This window comes from Rhodococcus sp. NCIMB 12038, from assembly GCF_002165735.1.
Classification (GTDB): domain Bacteria; phylum Actinomycetota; class Actinomycetes; order Mycobacteriales; family Mycobacteriaceae; genus Rhodococcus_F.
The window spans coordinates 54,030-68,590 of the sequence record NZ_NHML01000009.1; the positions used below are offsets into that span (position 1 = coordinate 54,030).

15 protein-coding genes and 1 pseudogene are annotated in these 14,561 nt (G+C 68.5%); 8 read left to right on the top strand and 8 right to left on the bottom strand.

The features are described 5' to 3' along the window. Position 1 precedes the first annotated feature (1 nt). The 6 genes and pseudogenes from CA951_RS15250 to CA951_RS15270 form a co-directional block, all read right to left on the bottom strand. Positions 2-427, bottom strand: a complete 426-nt coding sequence (locus CA951_RS15250) for a VOC family protein (RefSeq protein ID WP_087557630.1) — start codon at positions 425-427, stop codon at positions 2-4. Between the two features lie 52 nt (positions 428-479). After that, a pseudogene (locus tag CA951_RS15255) lies at positions 480-677 on the bottom strand (zinc-binding dehydrogenase); the annotation flags it as partial. A gap of 3 nt (positions 678-680) precedes the next feature. Beyond that, positions 681-1,805, bottom strand: a complete 1,125-nt coding sequence (locus CA951_RS15260; protein ID WP_306300849.1) for a zinc-binding dehydrogenase — start codon at positions 1,803-1,805, stop codon at positions 681-683. Beyond that, positions 1,736-1,981 (bottom strand): hypothetical protein, encoded by a 246-nt coding sequence (locus CA951_RS44255; RefSeq protein ID WP_256973726.1) that lies wholly within the window; start codon positions 1,979-1,981, stop codon positions 1,736-1,738. Before CA951_RS44255 ends, CA951_RS15260 begins: the two co-directional genes overlap by 70 nt. Positions 1,982-1,992: 11 nt before the next feature. Next, a complete protein-coding gene (locus CA951_RS44260) occupies positions 1,993-2,220 on the bottom strand; it encodes an alcohol dehydrogenase catalytic domain-containing protein (RefSeq protein WP_256973728.1) in 228 nt (75 codons plus the stop codon). Between the two features lie 21 nt (positions 2,221-2,241). Then, complete coding sequence (locus CA951_RS15270) at positions 2,242-2,889, bottom strand: LysE family translocator (protein WP_087557631.1); 648 nt, start codon at positions 2,887-2,889, stop codon at positions 2,242-2,244. A gap of 145 nt (positions 2,890-3,034) precedes the next feature. Here CA951_RS15270 and thpD point away from each other — a divergent pair, with 145 nt between their 5' ends. From thpD to CA951_RS15285, 3 genes are all read left to right on the top strand, one after another. Next, positions 3,035-3,946 (top strand): ectoine hydroxylase, encoded by a 912-nt coding sequence (thpD, locus tag CA951_RS15275; RefSeq protein ID WP_087557632.1) that lies wholly within the window; start codon positions 3,035-3,037, stop codon positions 3,944-3,946. Between the two features lie 172 nt (positions 3,947-4,118). Further along, entirely contained in the window at positions 4,119-6,269 is a 2,151-nt protein-coding gene (locus CA951_RS15280; protein WP_087557633.1) for an MMPL family transporter, read from the top strand. A 152-nt stretch (positions 6,270-6,421) separates the two neighbouring features. After that, the gene (locus CA951_RS15285; RefSeq protein ID WP_087557634.1) at positions 6,422-7,069 is read left to right on the top strand and encodes an alpha-ketoglutarate-dependent dioxygenase AlkB; all 648 of its coding nucleotides are present in this window, start codon (positions 6,422-6,424) and stop codon (positions 7,067-7,069) included. Here the strand turns inward: CA951_RS15285 and CA951_RS15290 are convergent, their stop codons facing one another. Then, entirely contained in the window at positions 7,070-8,158 is a 1,089-nt protein-coding gene (locus CA951_RS15290) for a 3-deoxy-7-phosphoheptulonate synthase (RefSeq protein ID WP_087557635.1), read from the bottom strand. Positions 8,159-8,437: 279 nt separating this feature from the next. Between CA951_RS15290 and CA951_RS15295 the strand changes: the two genes are divergently transcribed. From CA951_RS15295 to CA951_RS15310, 4 genes are read left to right on the top strand one after another with little or no spacing between them, the layout of a single operon-like run. Next, positions 8,438-9,388, top strand: a complete 951-nt coding sequence (locus CA951_RS15295) for an ABC transporter ATP-binding protein (RefSeq protein WP_087557636.1) — start codon at positions 8,438-8,440, stop codon at positions 9,386-9,388. After that, a complete protein-coding gene (locus tag CA951_RS15300; RefSeq protein WP_087557637.1) occupies positions 9,385-10,161 on the top strand; it encodes an ABC transporter permease in 777 nt (258 codons plus the stop codon). Before CA951_RS15295 ends, CA951_RS15300 begins: the two co-directional genes overlap by 4 nt. A 19-nt stretch (positions 10,162-10,180) precedes the next feature. Further along, positions 10,181-11,311 (top strand): sensor histidine kinase, encoded by a 1,131-nt coding sequence (locus tag CA951_RS15305; RefSeq protein ID WP_256973734.1) that lies wholly within the window; start codon positions 10,181-10,183, stop codon positions 11,309-11,311. Next, the gene (locus CA951_RS15310) at positions 11,308-11,916 is read left to right on the top strand and encodes a response regulator transcription factor (protein ID WP_087557639.1); all 609 of its coding nucleotides are present in this window, start codon (positions 11,308-11,310) and stop codon (positions 11,914-11,916) included. Before CA951_RS15305 ends, CA951_RS15310 begins: the two co-directional genes overlap by 4 nt. A 43-nt stretch (positions 11,917-11,959) precedes the next feature. Here CA951_RS15310 and CA951_RS15315 read toward each other — a convergent pair whose 3' ends face one another. After that, positions 11,960-12,967: a helix-turn-helix transcriptional regulator gene (locus tag CA951_RS15315; protein ID WP_087557640.1), complete on the bottom strand. Its 1,008-nt coding sequence runs from the start codon at positions 12,965-12,967 to the stop codon at positions 11,960-11,962. 146 nt (positions 12,968-13,113) lie between these two features. On the opposite strand from CA951_RS15315, the gene CA951_RS15320 reads away from it, so the two are divergent. Beyond that, the gene (locus CA951_RS15320; RefSeq protein ID WP_087557641.1) at positions 13,114-14,541 is read left to right on the top strand and encodes a GntP family permease; all 1,428 of its coding nucleotides are present in this window, start codon (positions 13,114-13,116) and stop codon (positions 14,539-14,541) included. Positions 14,542-14,561 lie beyond the last annotated feature (20 nt).

The following is a 14,561-nucleotide window of genomic DNA, read 5'->3' on the forward strand; positions in this document are numbered from 1 at the left end:
GTCAGCTGACGCAGAACTCGTTGCCCTCCGGGTCGGTCATCGTGACCCACTCGCTCGGACCCTGGCGGCCCCGGTGGAGCACGATGGCGCCGGCCTGCTCGAGCTTCTCGGCGACCTCGTAGCGGGCGTCCCCGACCCTGATGTCCAGGTGCAGGCGGTTCTTCACCGTCTTCCGTTCGGGAACCAACTGGAACAGCACGCGCGGGCGCTCGGGGTGCTCCGGATCGCGGATGGCCTGGCCCTCACGCCACACCAGGACACCCTCGAACTCGATGGTGTCGGACTCCTGCGCGTGGCCGGCCTGCACGAGCCCGCGGATGAACTCCTCGTCGCTCGGCTCCACCTCCCAGCCGAGCGCCTGGGCCCACCATTTGGCCAGGGTATGCGGGTTCTCCGAGTCCACCGTGACTTGAAATTCATATCCCATGGCGCGACGGTACAGCGGGGCACCGACAGGTCCCGGTGCGCTGCGTCACCCGTCAGGGTTTGACCAGGATCCGGATGGGATCCCCCTCGTGGTTCGCGAGCTTCTCGACGCCCTTCGCGACGTCCTCGAGCGGGACGATCTCGCTGATCGACCGCGACAGGTCGAGGCGGCCGCGCGACACCAGTTCGGCGAGGGTTTCGATGTCGACGTTCTTGTAACCCAGGTGGCCGAGGACCTGCTTCTGCGACAGCGTCTACGTAGATCTCATACTGTCTGCCACTTGCGTGGCAGGCGGGGGAGATGGACGTGTGTCACGGCTACCCGCATCACCGTGAGGTGGTGCGGGTTCGACCGTGTCCCACACCGACGCTCGTGGTGCAGGAACATATCTGTTCGGAGTCACCCCCGCCCGCGGTGTTGCGGTGGGCAGGCTGCGGCGGACCCGACGGTGCCGCGGCCTGCTCGGTGTCGGACTGGTCTTTTCCCGGGACTTGCGGACCGGCGCGTGCTCGGCGACCCCGATCGCGGGCATCTGCCCCCGCCGCCGGGTCACCTTGGTTCTACCAAGCAGCGCACGTTTGGCCAGGTTCACCCCCGCGATATGGTCCCGGTTTCCGCCGACCCCGCAACCCGAACACCACGCACTGTGATAGCCGCCGGGGCGTGCCAGTGGTGCGTCGCAGCCCGGACACAACGCGGACGATCCGCGGGCCGACACCGACACCACCGTGACACCGACACCGGCGGCGGTGTGGGCGAGGGCGGCGACCGCCTTTCGGCGGGCGGACTGCGCGGCCCGATTGTTGTTGACCCGGCCGTGCCCGCGGGCCTCGAGGGTGGTCAGGTCCTCCACCGCGATCACCTGCGCGCCCGCGGCGGTGGCGTAGTCGGTGACCTGGCGGGCGAAGTGGAAGGCCAGTTCTCGGTTAATCTTTCCCCGCTTGACGCCCACCGCCTCCCGGTGCTCGTCGAGGACGGCGATCTTCTCCTCCAGCCGGGTGCGGACCTCGGGTGGGGCGGTGGCGGCCAGTCGCGTCAGCCGGGCGGCCTTGCGGTGCAGCATCTGGCCTTCGGTCACGACGTCAACAGTTGAGAGCCCGACCGCGACGAGACGGCCGCCCACCGTCAGGCAGTCGAGTGCCTGCTCGAACGTCACCTTCAGTCCGGACGCGTCGAACGCCACGTCCAGCATCCGGCCCGTCGCCTCCGCGACCTTCTCCTTCAGGTCCTCGTCCCGCGAGTCGAACGCGTAATCGGCGCCGAGTTCCAGAGCACGTTCCCGCACAGCGGGATTGATGTCGAACGCGATCACCGGAACGGCACCGACGAGACGCGCCAACTGCACGATGTGGGTGCCGACGCCGCCCACGCCCCACACGCCGAGGTCTCCCCGACCACGACCTTGCCGGTGCGCACGACCGCACCGAATGGCGTCGACACCGCATCGGCGAGTAGGGCCGCCTGCTCGAACGGAACGTTGTCCGGGATGCGGGTCAGTCCCCCGGCCTGCGCGACGGTGTACTCGGCCCACGCGCCGTCGTAGGCGAACGCCATGAGCTGGATGTTCAGGCAGTTCGTGAGGTCTCCGCGGCGGCAGTTGCGGCACAGGGCCTGCCCGCGGACGGCACGACGCGGTCGCCTTCGGTCCAGCCGGTCACTCCGGCACCGACTTTCGCGATGGTGCCCGACGCCTCGTGACCCTGGGTCACCTCGGGAAGAAGCGCGGGAATCGTGCCGTCGATCAGACTGAGGTCGGAATGACAGATGCCACAGAACTCGACCTTGACGAGCACGTCACCAGGGCCGCGGCCGGCTCAGACGACCGCAGGCCGGGCCCGGTCCAGCGCGAGGTGGACGGCGAGCCCGCCGAGGACGCTTCCCATCACGAACTTCTGCGCCCGCAGCCATGCCGGGCGTCCCGACAGAAATGTCGCGACAGTTCCTGCGACGCAGACGATCAGCGCGTTCACGGTGAGCGCGACCACGATCTGCACACTGCCCAGCAGCAGGCTCTGCAACCAGACCGGTCCGGCGCCGGGGTGCACGAACTGCGGGATCAGCGCCAGGTACATCACCGCGATCTTCGGATTGAGCAGATTCGTCGTGAGACCCATCAGGAACAGCCGGGCGGACGAATCCCGGGGCAGTGCCCGGGCAGGCGCGAACGGCGCACTACCGCCGGGCCGCAACGCCTGCCACGCCAGCCATCCCAGATAGCACGCGCCCGCCACCTTCAGCGCGGTGTACGCCTGCGGGACGGCGGAGAACACCGCCGAAATACCCAGTGCCGCAGCGGCCAGATAGCACAGGAACCCGAGAGCGACACCGGCCAGCGAGACCAGGCCCGCCGCCCTGCCCTGAGTGATGCTGCGCGAGACCAGATACAGCATGTTGGGTCCCGGCGTGAGAACCATGCCGAGCGCGATCGCCGCCACCCCGAGTACCGCCACCGAATCGATCATGTCCGTCACGATCCCACCGCGGCGACGCGCCGTCGCGGTCCAGTCCAGCCTCGGTGGACCTGTGTCCGGGTTGCATTCGTCGACGACCAGTGAGAACGTCGGAAGAGTAAAGCGTTGTCCAATCCGAAAGGGTGAAACACGAATTATGCGTACGGCCGTAGCCGACAACTACCCCACGAGGGACCGCGACGAGTGCACGATGACCGTCCGTCAGGACCCGGTCACCTGGTTCGATCCGAAACGGGGTGAGACCCGGTCCGGTCCGCTCACTGCGAATCAGATTGCCGACTACGACAAGCGCGGATACCACTCCGCCGACGCGATCATCCCGCCGCGCGACGTGTTCGACCTGGTCGACGAGATGACCCGCCTCGCCGAGACCGACACGTTGCGCGGCGACGACCGCATCGTGCGGGAGAACGGTAACGGCGCCGTGCGGTCCGTGTTCGACATCCACCGCCTCAGCGACGTCGTCGACGACATCATCCGCCGCCCCGAGGTGGTGGGTATCGCCCGGCAGATCCTCGGTTCGGACGTCTACGTCCACCAGTCGCGGCTCAACTTCAAACCGGGTTTCACCGGCGGCCCGTTCTACTGGCACTCCGACTTCGAGACCTGGCACGCGGAGGACGGAATGCCCACTCCGCGCGCCGCGAGCATCTCGATCGCGCTGACCGAGAACTACGGGCACAACGGCGGGCTGATGATCATGCCCGGATCGCACCGCGCGTACGTCTCGTGCGCCGGCGAGACCCCCGAGGACTACTTCAAGGAATCGCTGGTCAGCTACGTTCCGCCCACCGGGTCGCCGGATCAGCCGACGCTCACCCGGATGGCCAACGAGTACGGCATCGACACGATGACCGGGCCCGCGGGTTCGGCCACCGTCTTCGATTCGAACTGCATGCACGGTTCGAACGGCAACATCACGCCGTTCGCGCGATCCAACCTCTTCATCGTGTTCAACAGTGTCGAAAACACTCTGACGGATCCGTTCTCGGCGCCCGCCCCGCGCCCCGGCTACCTCGGTAGCCGGGATTTCACCCCCCTGCGGTAACGAGCACCACGACGTATCGCGGCCCCGCTCCCTGACGTCGGAGCGGGGCCGCGGTGTTCTCGATGCGGCGGAACCCGTAGCCTTCGCGGCGCCCTGCGTGCGACGATGACTTGGCACGGTTCGACCGCCCGGCCCCGGGCGCCGGCCGAACCTTCATCTCCCGGAACGGGGAATGATGTTTGCCTACATCGCGCGTACCGTCGTCGCACACCCGTGGCGAGTCATCGCAGCCTGGGTCGTCGCCGCCATAGCGGTCATTCTGTTCGCACCCAGCCTCGACGACTACACCACCGGTAACCAGCAGACGTTCCTGCCCAGTTCATTCGAGTCCTCCGAGGCGCAGGCCGTCGGCAACCAGTACTTCCCCAGCCTGTCCGGTGCCACCGGCAGCCTGGTGGTGGTCCGCGCCGACGACGCCCCACTGTCTCCCGCCGACCAGCAGACTGCCCTCAATCTCGCGACTTCCCTGCAGAATTCGGCGATCCCGGGCGTGCTGAGCGTGCAGGGGTCGCCCACGTCGCTGTCCGCCGACGGCAAGGCCGCCGCACTGCAGGTGGTGTTCGCCGGGCAACCCGGCGACGACCAGGTCAACGACGCCGTCCCGGTCGTCCGGAACGACGCCGAGCAGCAACTGAGCGGCACCGGACTGGTGAGCGGGCTGACCGGCAACGCGGCCATCCAGGTCGACACCACCGCCGCTTACGACAACGCCGACAAGGTCATCACGATCGCCACGGTGATCGTCATCCTCACGCTGCTCGGCCTGATCTTCCGCAGCCCCGTCATCGCGGTCCTGCCGGTCCTCGTGATCGGCGTCGTGCTGGCGGTGGTCACCGGGCTGACCGCCGTGCTCGCCGATCTGTTCGACTTCCAGGTCAGCACGTCACTCCAATCGATCCTCGTGGTCGTCCTCTTCGGTGTCGGCACCGACTACATCGTCTTCCTGCTGTTCCGGTACCGCGAGCGTCTCCGGCAGCAGGCCGCGGCAGGCTCCACCACCGACACGCACCGGGAAGCGCTCGTGTTCTCCACCGACGTCGTCGGACGCGTCGTCGCGTCGTCGGCGCTCACGGTCATCGTCGCGTTCGCCGCGCTGCTGCTGGCGAAACTCGGTTCGCTGACCACGCTCGCCCCGGGGCTCATCGTCGCGGTGGCCGCCATGCTCGTGACCGCGCTGACGCTCATTCCCGCCGTGTTCACCGTGCTGGGCCGCCACCTGTTCTGGCCGCTCGGCCCGGGGCACGACAGCCCCCACACACCGTTCGCCTCGATCGGCGCCGCGATCGGACGCCGCCCGGCCGTGTTCGCCGTCGTCATCGGCGTCGTACTGATCGCGCTCGCCTCGTTCGCGTCCGGCTACAAGTCGACGTACAACACGCTCGGCGAACTGCCCGCCGACACACCGTCCCAGCAGGCGTTCGACACCCTCGGCAAGTCGTTCCCCGCGGGCGCGCTCAGCCCCACCCAGGTGTACGTCGTGACTCCCGGACCGCTCGACCCCGCGTCGCTGACGCCCCTCGTGACCGCGCTGACGCAAGTGCCGGGGGTGTCCTCGGTCGCCCCGCCGCGACCGAGTCAGGACGGTCGCGCCGCACTCGTCAACGTCATCCTCGCCGACGACCCCTACTCGAACGCGTCCCTCGACCTCGTCGAGGGACCGATCCGCGATGCCGCCCACGGAGCGGTCCCCGGCTCGGAAGTCGTTGTGGGAGGGCAGACGTCCACGTTCGTCGACGTCCGCGCTCAACTCGCGGCGGACACGCGCCTCGTCTTCCCCGTCGCCGCGGTCGCGATCGCGCTGATCCTCGCCCTGCTCCTGCTGGCGGTGCTCGCCCCGCTCAACCTGCTGGTGTGCGTGGCCCTCACGTTCGTCGCCACCCTCGGCGCCGTCGTGCTGCTGTTCCTGCACGGACTCGGCTACGACGGCATCGACTTCTCCATTCCGATCGTGCTCTACCTGTTCGTCGTGGCGATCGGCACCGACTACAACATTCTGCTCGCCTCGCGCCTGCGCGAGGAATTCCGCAACGGCTACGCCCCTCGCGACGCCGCGCGGATCGCCGTCGCCAACGACGCCCCCACCGTCGCCGCCGCAGGCCTGATCCTCGCGCTGACGTTCGCGTCCCTGACCCTCACCGGACTGGCCAACCTCGCCGAACTCGGCTTCGGAGTCGCGATCGGCGTCGCGCTCGCCGCCTTCGCGATGGCCCCGATGCTGGTGCCGAGCCTGTCGGCGCTCGAACGTCGCGCCTTCTGGTGGCCGAGCAGGCAGAAGGCGGTCGTCGACACCGGCGACGACCGGGAGCCCGCGGTGCCGCGGTAGCTGCTGTCGTTTCTGCAGACGCACCACTTCTCAATTCGTGCACGGGTTCTCGGGCCCTGAATTCCGTGCGCGAACAGAGAAGGAGTGCGCGGGTGCGGCACAGGACCGAAAATATGGGAACATGCGTTCGACCTCCGGTGTAGCATGGCCGCATGACCTCCGCGGATGCGCGGTATGCGCTGCAGGCTTCGCTGTTCGACGACGCGTCGTTCGGTGTGGAGCTGGGCGAACTCGGGCCGACGGTGCAGCGTCGCACACTGACGGCGGGGGCGTGGGTGGACGTGCGACCGGGGTGGATGACCGGCTCCGACGAGCTGTTCACGACGCTCGCGGAGACGGTGCCGTGGAAGGCGGAGCGCCGCCAGATGTACGACCGGGTGGTGGACGTGCCGCGGCTCGTCCGGTTCTACCGAGAGGACGAACCGCTCCCCGACCCCCTGCTGGTCACCGCGCGAGACGCCCTGAGCAGGCATTACCTGCCCGAACTCGGCGAAGGGTTCGCCACGTCCGGACTCTGTTTCTACCGCGACGGGTCCGACAGCGTCGCCTGGCACGGCGACGACACCGGTCGCAGCCGAACCGAGGACACGATGGTCGCCATCCTCTCGCTCGGCGCCTCGCGTCCGCTGCTGCTGCGCCCGCGCGGCGGCAGGCACTCGATCCGGTACTCCCTCGGCCACGGTGACCTGCTGGTGATGGGTGGTTCCTGCCAGCGCACCTGGGAGCATTGTGTACCGAAGAGTGCCCGCCCGCTCGGACCGCGGATCAGCGTCCAGTTCCGGACACGGGGCGTGCGGTGACTATCCGCGCCGGGCCGCGACGGCCTGCGCCAGCCGGTCGAGTTGCGCGGCCGTGGTGTTCCAGTCGATGCAGGCGTCGGTGATCGACTGGCCGTAGGTCAGCTCCTCGGACTTTCCGAGGGTGAGGTCCTGGCGTCCGGCCTCGATGAAGCTCTCCACCATCACGCCGACGATCCCCTTCTCGCCTGCCTCGAGGCGGGCCGCGATGTCGTCCAGCACGTCGACCTGCTTCTCGTGGTTCTTGCTGCTGTTGCCGTGGCTGGCGTCGATGACGACGCGTTCCGGCAGACCGGACTTGTTCAGCCGGGCGAGCGTGTCCGCGACCGTCTCTGCGTCGTAGTTCGGTCCGTCGCTGCCGCCGCGCAGGATGACGTGGCAGTCGGGGTTGCCCATGGTGCGGATCAGCGCGGCCTGCCCGTCGAGGTCGGTGCCGGGGAACACGTGGCTCGCCGCGGCGGCGCGGGTGCCGTCCACGGCCACCTGCACGTCGCCTTCCGTCGAGTTCTTGATGCCGACGGGCATCGACAGCGCGCTGCACAGCTGCCGGTGCACCTGGCTGGCGGCGGTGCGGGCACCGATCGCACCGTAGGTGACGAGGTCGGCGATGTACTGCGGCATGATCGGGTCGAGGAATTCGCAGCCGACCGGCAGGCCGAGCGAGGACACGTCGAGCAGCAGCTTGCGGCCCATGCGGATCCCGGTGTCGATGTCGAACGTGCCGTCCAGGTGGGGGTCGTTGAGCAGACCCTTCCAGCCCAGCGTGGTGCGCGGCTTCTCGAAGTAGACCCGCATCACGATGTGCAGGTCGTCGCGCAGTTCCTCGGCCTTGGCGGCGAGCCGGCGGGCGTAGTCCATCGCGGCGACGGGATCGTGCACGGAGCACGGGCCGACCACGACGAGCAAGCGGTCGTCGTCGCCGTTCAGCACGTTCACCGTGTCGGCGCGGCCCGAGCGGACGGTCGCGGACGCGACGTCGTCGGGGGCGTGTTCGCGACGCACGACGGACGGCGCCACCAGCGGGCTGATGCTCACGGTGCGCTGGGCGTCCAGGCGATCACTGCTGGTAGTGGTGTCGAGAGTGACAGTCATGGGTTCGGGTTCCTGTTCTCAGGCCGGCCCTCGAAGACTGTGGAGATTCCCGCGAGCCGGTCTGTAATCCGGCTCTGGGGTGGAGGAGGTCAGCGCGTGGTTACGCCGACCGGCCCACCCGGGGCCGGCCTGCTAAACCAGAAATATGCGCGCTGCATGACGGCCACAGTAACGGCTGGCCCGGATCGGCGCCACACCCACCCTCCCCTGACATTTGTCACGGTGAGGTCGTGACGGACGTGTGAGGGTCGCCGGCCGCCCGGATCGCACGCTGAATGCATGACATCGACAGAACCCCGCACCTCCGCGAAGGCGTCCGCGTCGCAGGCTCCGGCAGTCAGGCTGCGCGGCGTCCACAAGCACTTCGGTGACGTTCACGCCGTGCGCGGGCTGGACCTCGAGATCCGGCCCGGTGAGATCGTCGCGTTCCTCGGCCCGAACGGCGCAGGCAAGACCACCACCGTCGACATGGTCCTCGGACTGTCCCGACCCACCGTCGGCGAGGTGTCCGTCTTCGGCACGGACCCGCGCACCGCGATCGCGAAGGGCCTCGTCTCCGCGGTCATGCAGACGGGCGGCCTGCTGAAGGAACTGACGGTCGCGGAGACCGTCCGGCTCACGGCAAGCCTGTTCGCCGGCACCCGGCCCGTCGACGAGGTCCTCACCCGCGCCGGTATCGCCGATCTCGGAAACCGGTTGGTGGGCAAGTGTTCCGGCGGGCAGCAGCAACGACTGCGGTTCGCGATGGCACTGCTGTCCGATCCGGAGTTGCTGATCCTCGACGAGCCGACCACCGGCATGGACGTCGAGGGCAGGCGGGACTTCTGGTCGGCGATCCGCGCCGACGCGGACAGCGGCCGGACGGTCGTCTTCGCAACGCACTACCTCGAGGAGGCCGACGCGTACGCCGACCGGATCGTGCTGGTGCGCAAGGGGAAAATCGTCGCCGACGGCACCGTCGCCGAGGTGAAGGCGCTGGCCGCGGGACGCACCGTCCGCGCCCACTTCCCGGGCGCGGACCGGGAACAGCTGTTCGCGATTCCCGGCGCCGACAGCATCGAGGTGCGCGGCGACAGCGTCCTGATCCACTCGACGGACACCGACGCCGTAGCCCGCCACCTCCTGACCCGGACACCCGCCAGCGACCTCGAAATCGTCTCCCGGGGCCTCGAAGACGCGTTCATCGCGCTCACCTCCGACGACTCCGCCACGGAAGGACCGAACTCGTGACCACCCTCGCCGCCCACCGCCGCGTTCCCCCGCTGGGCGGGCTCAACACCACCCTCCTCGGACTCGAACTGCGTCGCCTGCTGCGCAATCGGCGCACGATGATCATCACCCTCGTGATGCCCGTCGTGTTCTTCCTCATCTTCGGGCTGAACCCGAGCTATTCGGGGGAGAGCGCGGGCAACGGGAACGTCTCGGCGTACGTGATGATCAGCATGGCCCTGTACGGCGCGATGATCGCGACGACGAGCGGCGGCGCGATGGTGTCGGTGGAGCGGGCGTCCGGGTGGAGTCGGCAGTTGCGGCTCACCCCGTTGTCCCCGGGGGTCTACATCCTCGTCAAGGTGCTGGTCGCGATGATGCTCGGGCTCGCGGCCGTCGGCGTCGTCTATCTCGTGGGCGCGTTCGCGTCCGTCCAGATGGACACGTCCCTGTGGTTCACGACGGCCCTGATCACCTGGCTGGGCTCTGCAGTGTTCGCGGCGTTCGGCCTGTTCATGGGATATCTGCTGCCGAGCGAGAACGTCATGCAGATCCTCGGCCCCGGGCTCGCCGTGCTCGGCTTCGCGGGCGGCCTGTTCATGCCGCTGCAGGACGGCTCCGTGTGGGCGTCGATTGCACAGTTCATGCCCACGTACGGGCTCAGCCAACTCGTGCACGCACCGCTCACCGGCGACGCGATGCAGTGGACGTGGGTCCTGAACGTCGCGGTGTGGCTGGCGATCTTCGTCGGCGGTGCGGTGTGGCGGTTCCAGCGCGACACCGAGCGAGTGTGACGGCGGTATCGTGGCTTCCGTGACCACCCCCGACGGCCCCGTCGTGACCAGGCGATGGGGCCGTTTCGGATTCATCTTCGCCGCCGCGTGGACAATGTTCCTGTTCCAGCCCTTCCTCGACGGCTGGGCCGACCGCGGTCACGTCCGCGGCTGGATCGGGATGATCGCCACGCTCGCGTTCGCGGTGACGTATCTCGCGATGTTCCGGTGGTCGCATACCCGCCGCGCGCACAACGAGTTTCGGCCGCCGCTGAACCAGGCGCTGCCGGTGATGGCGGCGCTGTTCACGCTCGCGGCGGTCATGACCCTGGCCGTGGGGCCGTCGGGATTGTCCGCCGCCGTCTTCCTCGCGGTGTCGGCGATCATCCTGCTGCCCGCCTGGCTCGGTGGCGTCACCGCCCTCACGATCGCCGTGCTCGTAGAGGTGATCTCCACGGCCATGGGCTGGGGTTCGGGCACCGGGCTGTCGCTGGGTGTGTGCGCGGCGGCGTTCGCGATGTTCGGGGTGACCAAGCTGATCAACCGCAACATCGAACTGGTCCGCGAACGGGAGGAGAGCGAACGGCTCGCGGTGCAGGAGGAACGCACCCGAATGGCCCGCGACCTCCACGACATCCTCGGGCACTCCCTCACCGTCATCACCGTCAAGGCCGAACTCGTGGGCCGGCTCCTCGACATCGACCTCGACCGGGCCCGCACGGAAGTGGCAGACCTGGAACGTCTTTCCCGCGACGCGCTCGCCGACGTCCGGCAGGCCGTGCAGGGAATCCGGGGACTGTCGCTGCCGATGGAGATCGCCCGGGCCAGGGAAGCGTTGCGGGCGGCCGGGATCGAGGCCGAGCTACCGGGCAGCACCGAGTCCGTGCCCACCGAATTGCGCGAGCTGTTCGCGTGGTCCGTCCGCGAGGGTGTCACGAACGTGGTCCGGCACAGCGGCGCGACGCACTGCGCGGTCACGGTGGGCGAACGCGACGTCACCGTCGTCGACAACGGTTCCGGCTGTGGCGAACTTGTGCACGGGAACGGCGCCCACGGAAACGGGCTCGTCGGCCTCCGGGAGCGCGCGGCCGCGGCCGGAGCGCGGGTCGTCATCACCCACCCGCAACCCGGCGGATTCTCGTTGCACGTGCTGAAGGAAGAGGTCCCGTGACGATCCGGTTGCTGCTCGCCGACGACCAGGCACTCGTCCGCGGCGCCCTCGCCGCCCTGCTCGACCTCGAACCGGACCTGTCGGTGGTCGCGGAGGTCGGGCGTGGCGACGAGGTGGTCGCCGCGGCCCGCGAGCACACCCCCGACGTCGCGCTCCTCGACGTCGAGATGCCCGGGCTGGACGGGATCGCCGCCGCGGCGGCACTGCGCGCCGAGGTGCCGCAGACCCGCGTCCTGATCGTGACGACGTTCGGTCGTCCTGGCTACCTGCGCAGGGCCCTGCAGGCGGGGGCGTCGGGATTCGTCGTGAAGGACACCCCGGCCCGGCAACTCGCCGACGCCGTGCGCCGGGTCCACGCGGGACTGCGCGTCGTCGATCCCACCCTCGCCGCCGACAGCCTCGTCAGCGGGGAATCGCCGCTCACCGACCGGGAGACCGACGTGCTGCGGGCCGCGCGGGACGGTGCGCCGGTCGCCTCGATCGCGGCCGCACTGTTTCTCTCCGCGGGCACGGTGCGCAACCATCTGTCGTCGGCGATCGGCAAGACCGGCGCCAGCACCCGCGCCGAGGCCGTCCGCGCGGCGGAGTCCCACGGCTGGCTGTAGGCGGCTCCGCCGCCCGTGAGTGGTTAGGGAGTCCCTGGACTCGTCAGCCACTCACGGGGCCGGAGGCCCTGGTCTGCGACGGATTCTCACCGAACCGCCGGCGGTAGGACGCCGCGAACAGGCCGAGGTTGACGTATCCCCACGCGCCGGCGATCGAGGCGACGGTCTCGCCGGGAGGTGCGGTGAGCAGTTCCTCCCGGATGCCCCGAAGCCGCTGCTCACGCACGTACTCGGCCGGCGTCACGTCCAGGTATTTCCGGAAAGATCCGGACAGGGTCCGGACGCTGACCCCCACCGCGTCGGCGATGTCGGAGGCCGTCGGCAGTTCGCGGGCGCACTCCCGGATGTACTGGACCGCGTGCCGCACGTAGCCCGGTGCCGCCGGGCCGGTGGTCCGGTCCGGGTCGACTCCGGCGCGGGCCGCCCATTCGGTGAGCAGGTGGCCGACGAGCAACTCCTGCAGGTTGAGCCCGATGCGCCCGTCGGCGGCGTGTCCCGGTAACTCCCCTGTCGTCCGCATGGCGTACCCGAGCAGCGCCTGCCAGCCGGACCCGCCGCCCCCGATGACGCATTTGCGTTGCCAGAGAACATCTCCCGGATCAAATCCCCACCAGCGCACCGCCGTGTCGGCGAGCATCCGGTGGGGAATCGTGAGATTGAGTTGCACGTGGTCCGGCGAAAATTCGACGAGGTAGTCGATTCGGCTGCAGTCGGCGACGAACGTGTCGCCGGCCGGTGTGTCCGCGGTGGCGCCGCAGTCGACATGGTGCCGGGCGTTCCCGCGGATGGTCGTGAGAACGAGCGCGTTTCCGGCATCGGGTGAGAAGTCGCCGACGGAGACGGGGATTCCGTAGGAGAACCGGGTGACGGTGATGTCGCCGATCTTCGTGGAGTACATGCTCGACCTGGGCGCCAACCCGACCCCGAGCGGACGCACGACATACGGCATGTACACGCGGTCGGACCAGTGCCGGATCTGGTCCCAGTCGTCCGACGTCCTGCGCTCGGCGACCGGTGGCCGTCCCACCGCAAACGGATCCAGCGCGACCATGCGTCGAGTATGCCCTGTGCGCCTTTTTGGTAGCGGGAACAACCAGAAAGGCGCACAGGCGGCATTGCTTATATCGTGAGTGTGTGCTCATAATATGGGTGTACCTGTGACACCAGTCACTGCCCGCCTCCTCGAAGGACGCGCACATGTCAGACGTAGGAATCCTGATCAACACCACGGTCGCCGTAGCGGCGGTCGTGCTGATGATCGTGCGTTTCAAGTTCAACCCCGTGGTGTCGCTGGTCGTGGGATCCGCGTACCTCGGACTCACGACAGGACTCGGCACAGCCAAGACGGTGGAAGTCATCAGCACCGGTTTCGGCGACATCATGGCCGAAGTAGGACTTCTGATCGCCTTCGGCGTCCTGATGGGCGCCATGCTGAAAGAAATGGGCGCCATCCAGCGCCTGGTCGGAACGCTTCTCCGGGTGTTCGGGCCGAAACGAATGCCCTATGCGATGTCGCTGACGATCGCGACGTTGCTGCAGTCCATCTTCCTCGACGTCCTGCTGGTCATCTCGGCGCCGCTGGCCCGCAACCTCGCACCGAAGGTCGGCCGGGTCGGGACCGCCCGCATGGCCACCGCCCTCGCCATCGGCCTCGAGTGCGGCATCGTCCTCATGGTTCCCGGTGTCGGCGCCCTCGCCCTGGCCGGACTGCTCGGTGTGCCGCTCGGCAAGATGCTGATCTTCGGGCTCATCCTGGTGATCCCGACCGTGGCGATCTCGGTCGCGATCATGTCGTTCCTGTTCACCCGCGGTTGGTGGAATCCGGACAAGGACGAGGAGCACTTCCATCAGACGGTCGTCGACGACGAAGAAGAGGACTGGACCGACGGCACCGGTGGCAGCACCCCTCGGCCGGACGCCGGCGGAGGTGTCGCCCAGGCGCAACGCGCTGCGACCGTCACCACCGAGCGCACCAAGCACGACCGTCCGCTGATCCTGCTCCTCGCCCCGCTGCTCTTCTCCCTCCTGCTCATCGCGACCGGCGCGATCCTGGACATCGCCGACATCAGCAACCCGGTCGTCTCGTTCGTGTCGGAGCCGCTCATCGCGTTGCTGATCGGACTGATCGGCACCAGCTTCGTCGGTAGGTTCAGCATCGGCCAGCACCGCGTCCAGAAGGCGATCGCCAGCGGGTTCAGCGAGAGCGGCCAGATCCTCATCCTCACCGGTGTCGGCGGATCCCTCGCCGCGACCATCGCCGCGGTGGGCCTCGGCGACATCCTCGGCAAGTACTTCACCGCCAATCACGCGGCTCCGCTGCTGATGGTCTGGGTTGTCGCCGCCGTCCTGCACATCGCTGTCGGCTCGGTGACGATCTCCGCTATCACCGCCGCGGGCATCCTCGCGCCCATCGCCCCCACCCTGGGGCTCGACCCGGTCCTCATCGCTCTCGCGGCCGGCGCCGGCTCCCTGTTCGCGGTGCATGTCACCAGCAACACGTTCTGGTTGCTGCAATCCTTGATGGGTCAGACCACACGAGGCACGCTGAAGACGTGTTCGGTGGGAGTATCGGTGGCATCGGTCGTCGCAATACTGCTCGTCCTGCCCATGAGCCTCGTTCTCTGAGCGTCACTATCAGTTAAGGA

Excerpts from the sequence above, each read along its gene's own strand:
- thpD (WP_087557632.1), top strand. The coding sequence starts at position 3,035 with ATGCGTACGGCCGTAGCCGACAACTACCCCACGAGGGACCGCGACGAG.
- CA951_RS15270 (WP_087557631.1), bottom strand. The coding sequence starts at position 2,889 with ATGATCGATTCGGTGGCGGTACTCGGGGTGGCGGCGATCGCGCTCGGC.
- CA951_RS15285 (WP_087557634.1), top strand. The coding sequence starts at position 6,422 with ATGACCTCCGCGGATGCGCGGTATGCGCTGCAGGCTTCGCTGTTCGAC.
- CA951_RS15295 (WP_087557636.1), top strand. The coding sequence starts at position 8,438 with ATGACATCGACAGAACCCCGCACCTCCGCGAAGGCGTCCGCGTCGCAG.
- CA951_RS15250 (WP_087557630.1), bottom strand. The coding sequence starts at position 427 with ATGGGATATGAATTTCAAGTCACGGTGGACTCGGAGAACCCGCATACC.
- CA951_RS15320 (WP_087557641.1), top strand. The coding sequence starts at position 13,114 with ATGTCAGACGTAGGAATCCTGATCAACACCACGGTCGCCGTAGCGGCG.
- CA951_RS15315 (WP_087557640.1), bottom strand. The coding sequence starts at position 12,967 with ATGGTCGCGCTGGATCCGTTTGCGGTGGGACGGCCACCGGTCGCCGAG.
- CA951_RS15280 (WP_087557633.1), top strand. The coding sequence starts at position 4,119 with ATGATGTTTGCCTACATCGCGCGTACCGTCGTCGCACACCCGTGGCGA.
- CA951_RS44255 (WP_256973726.1), bottom strand. The coding sequence starts at position 1,981 with ATGGCGTTCGCCTACGACGGCGCGTGGGCCGAGTACACCGTCGCGCAG.
- CA951_RS15290 (WP_087557635.1), bottom strand. The coding sequence starts at position 8,158 with ATGACTGTCACTCTCGACACCACTACCAGCAGTGATCGCCTGGACGCC.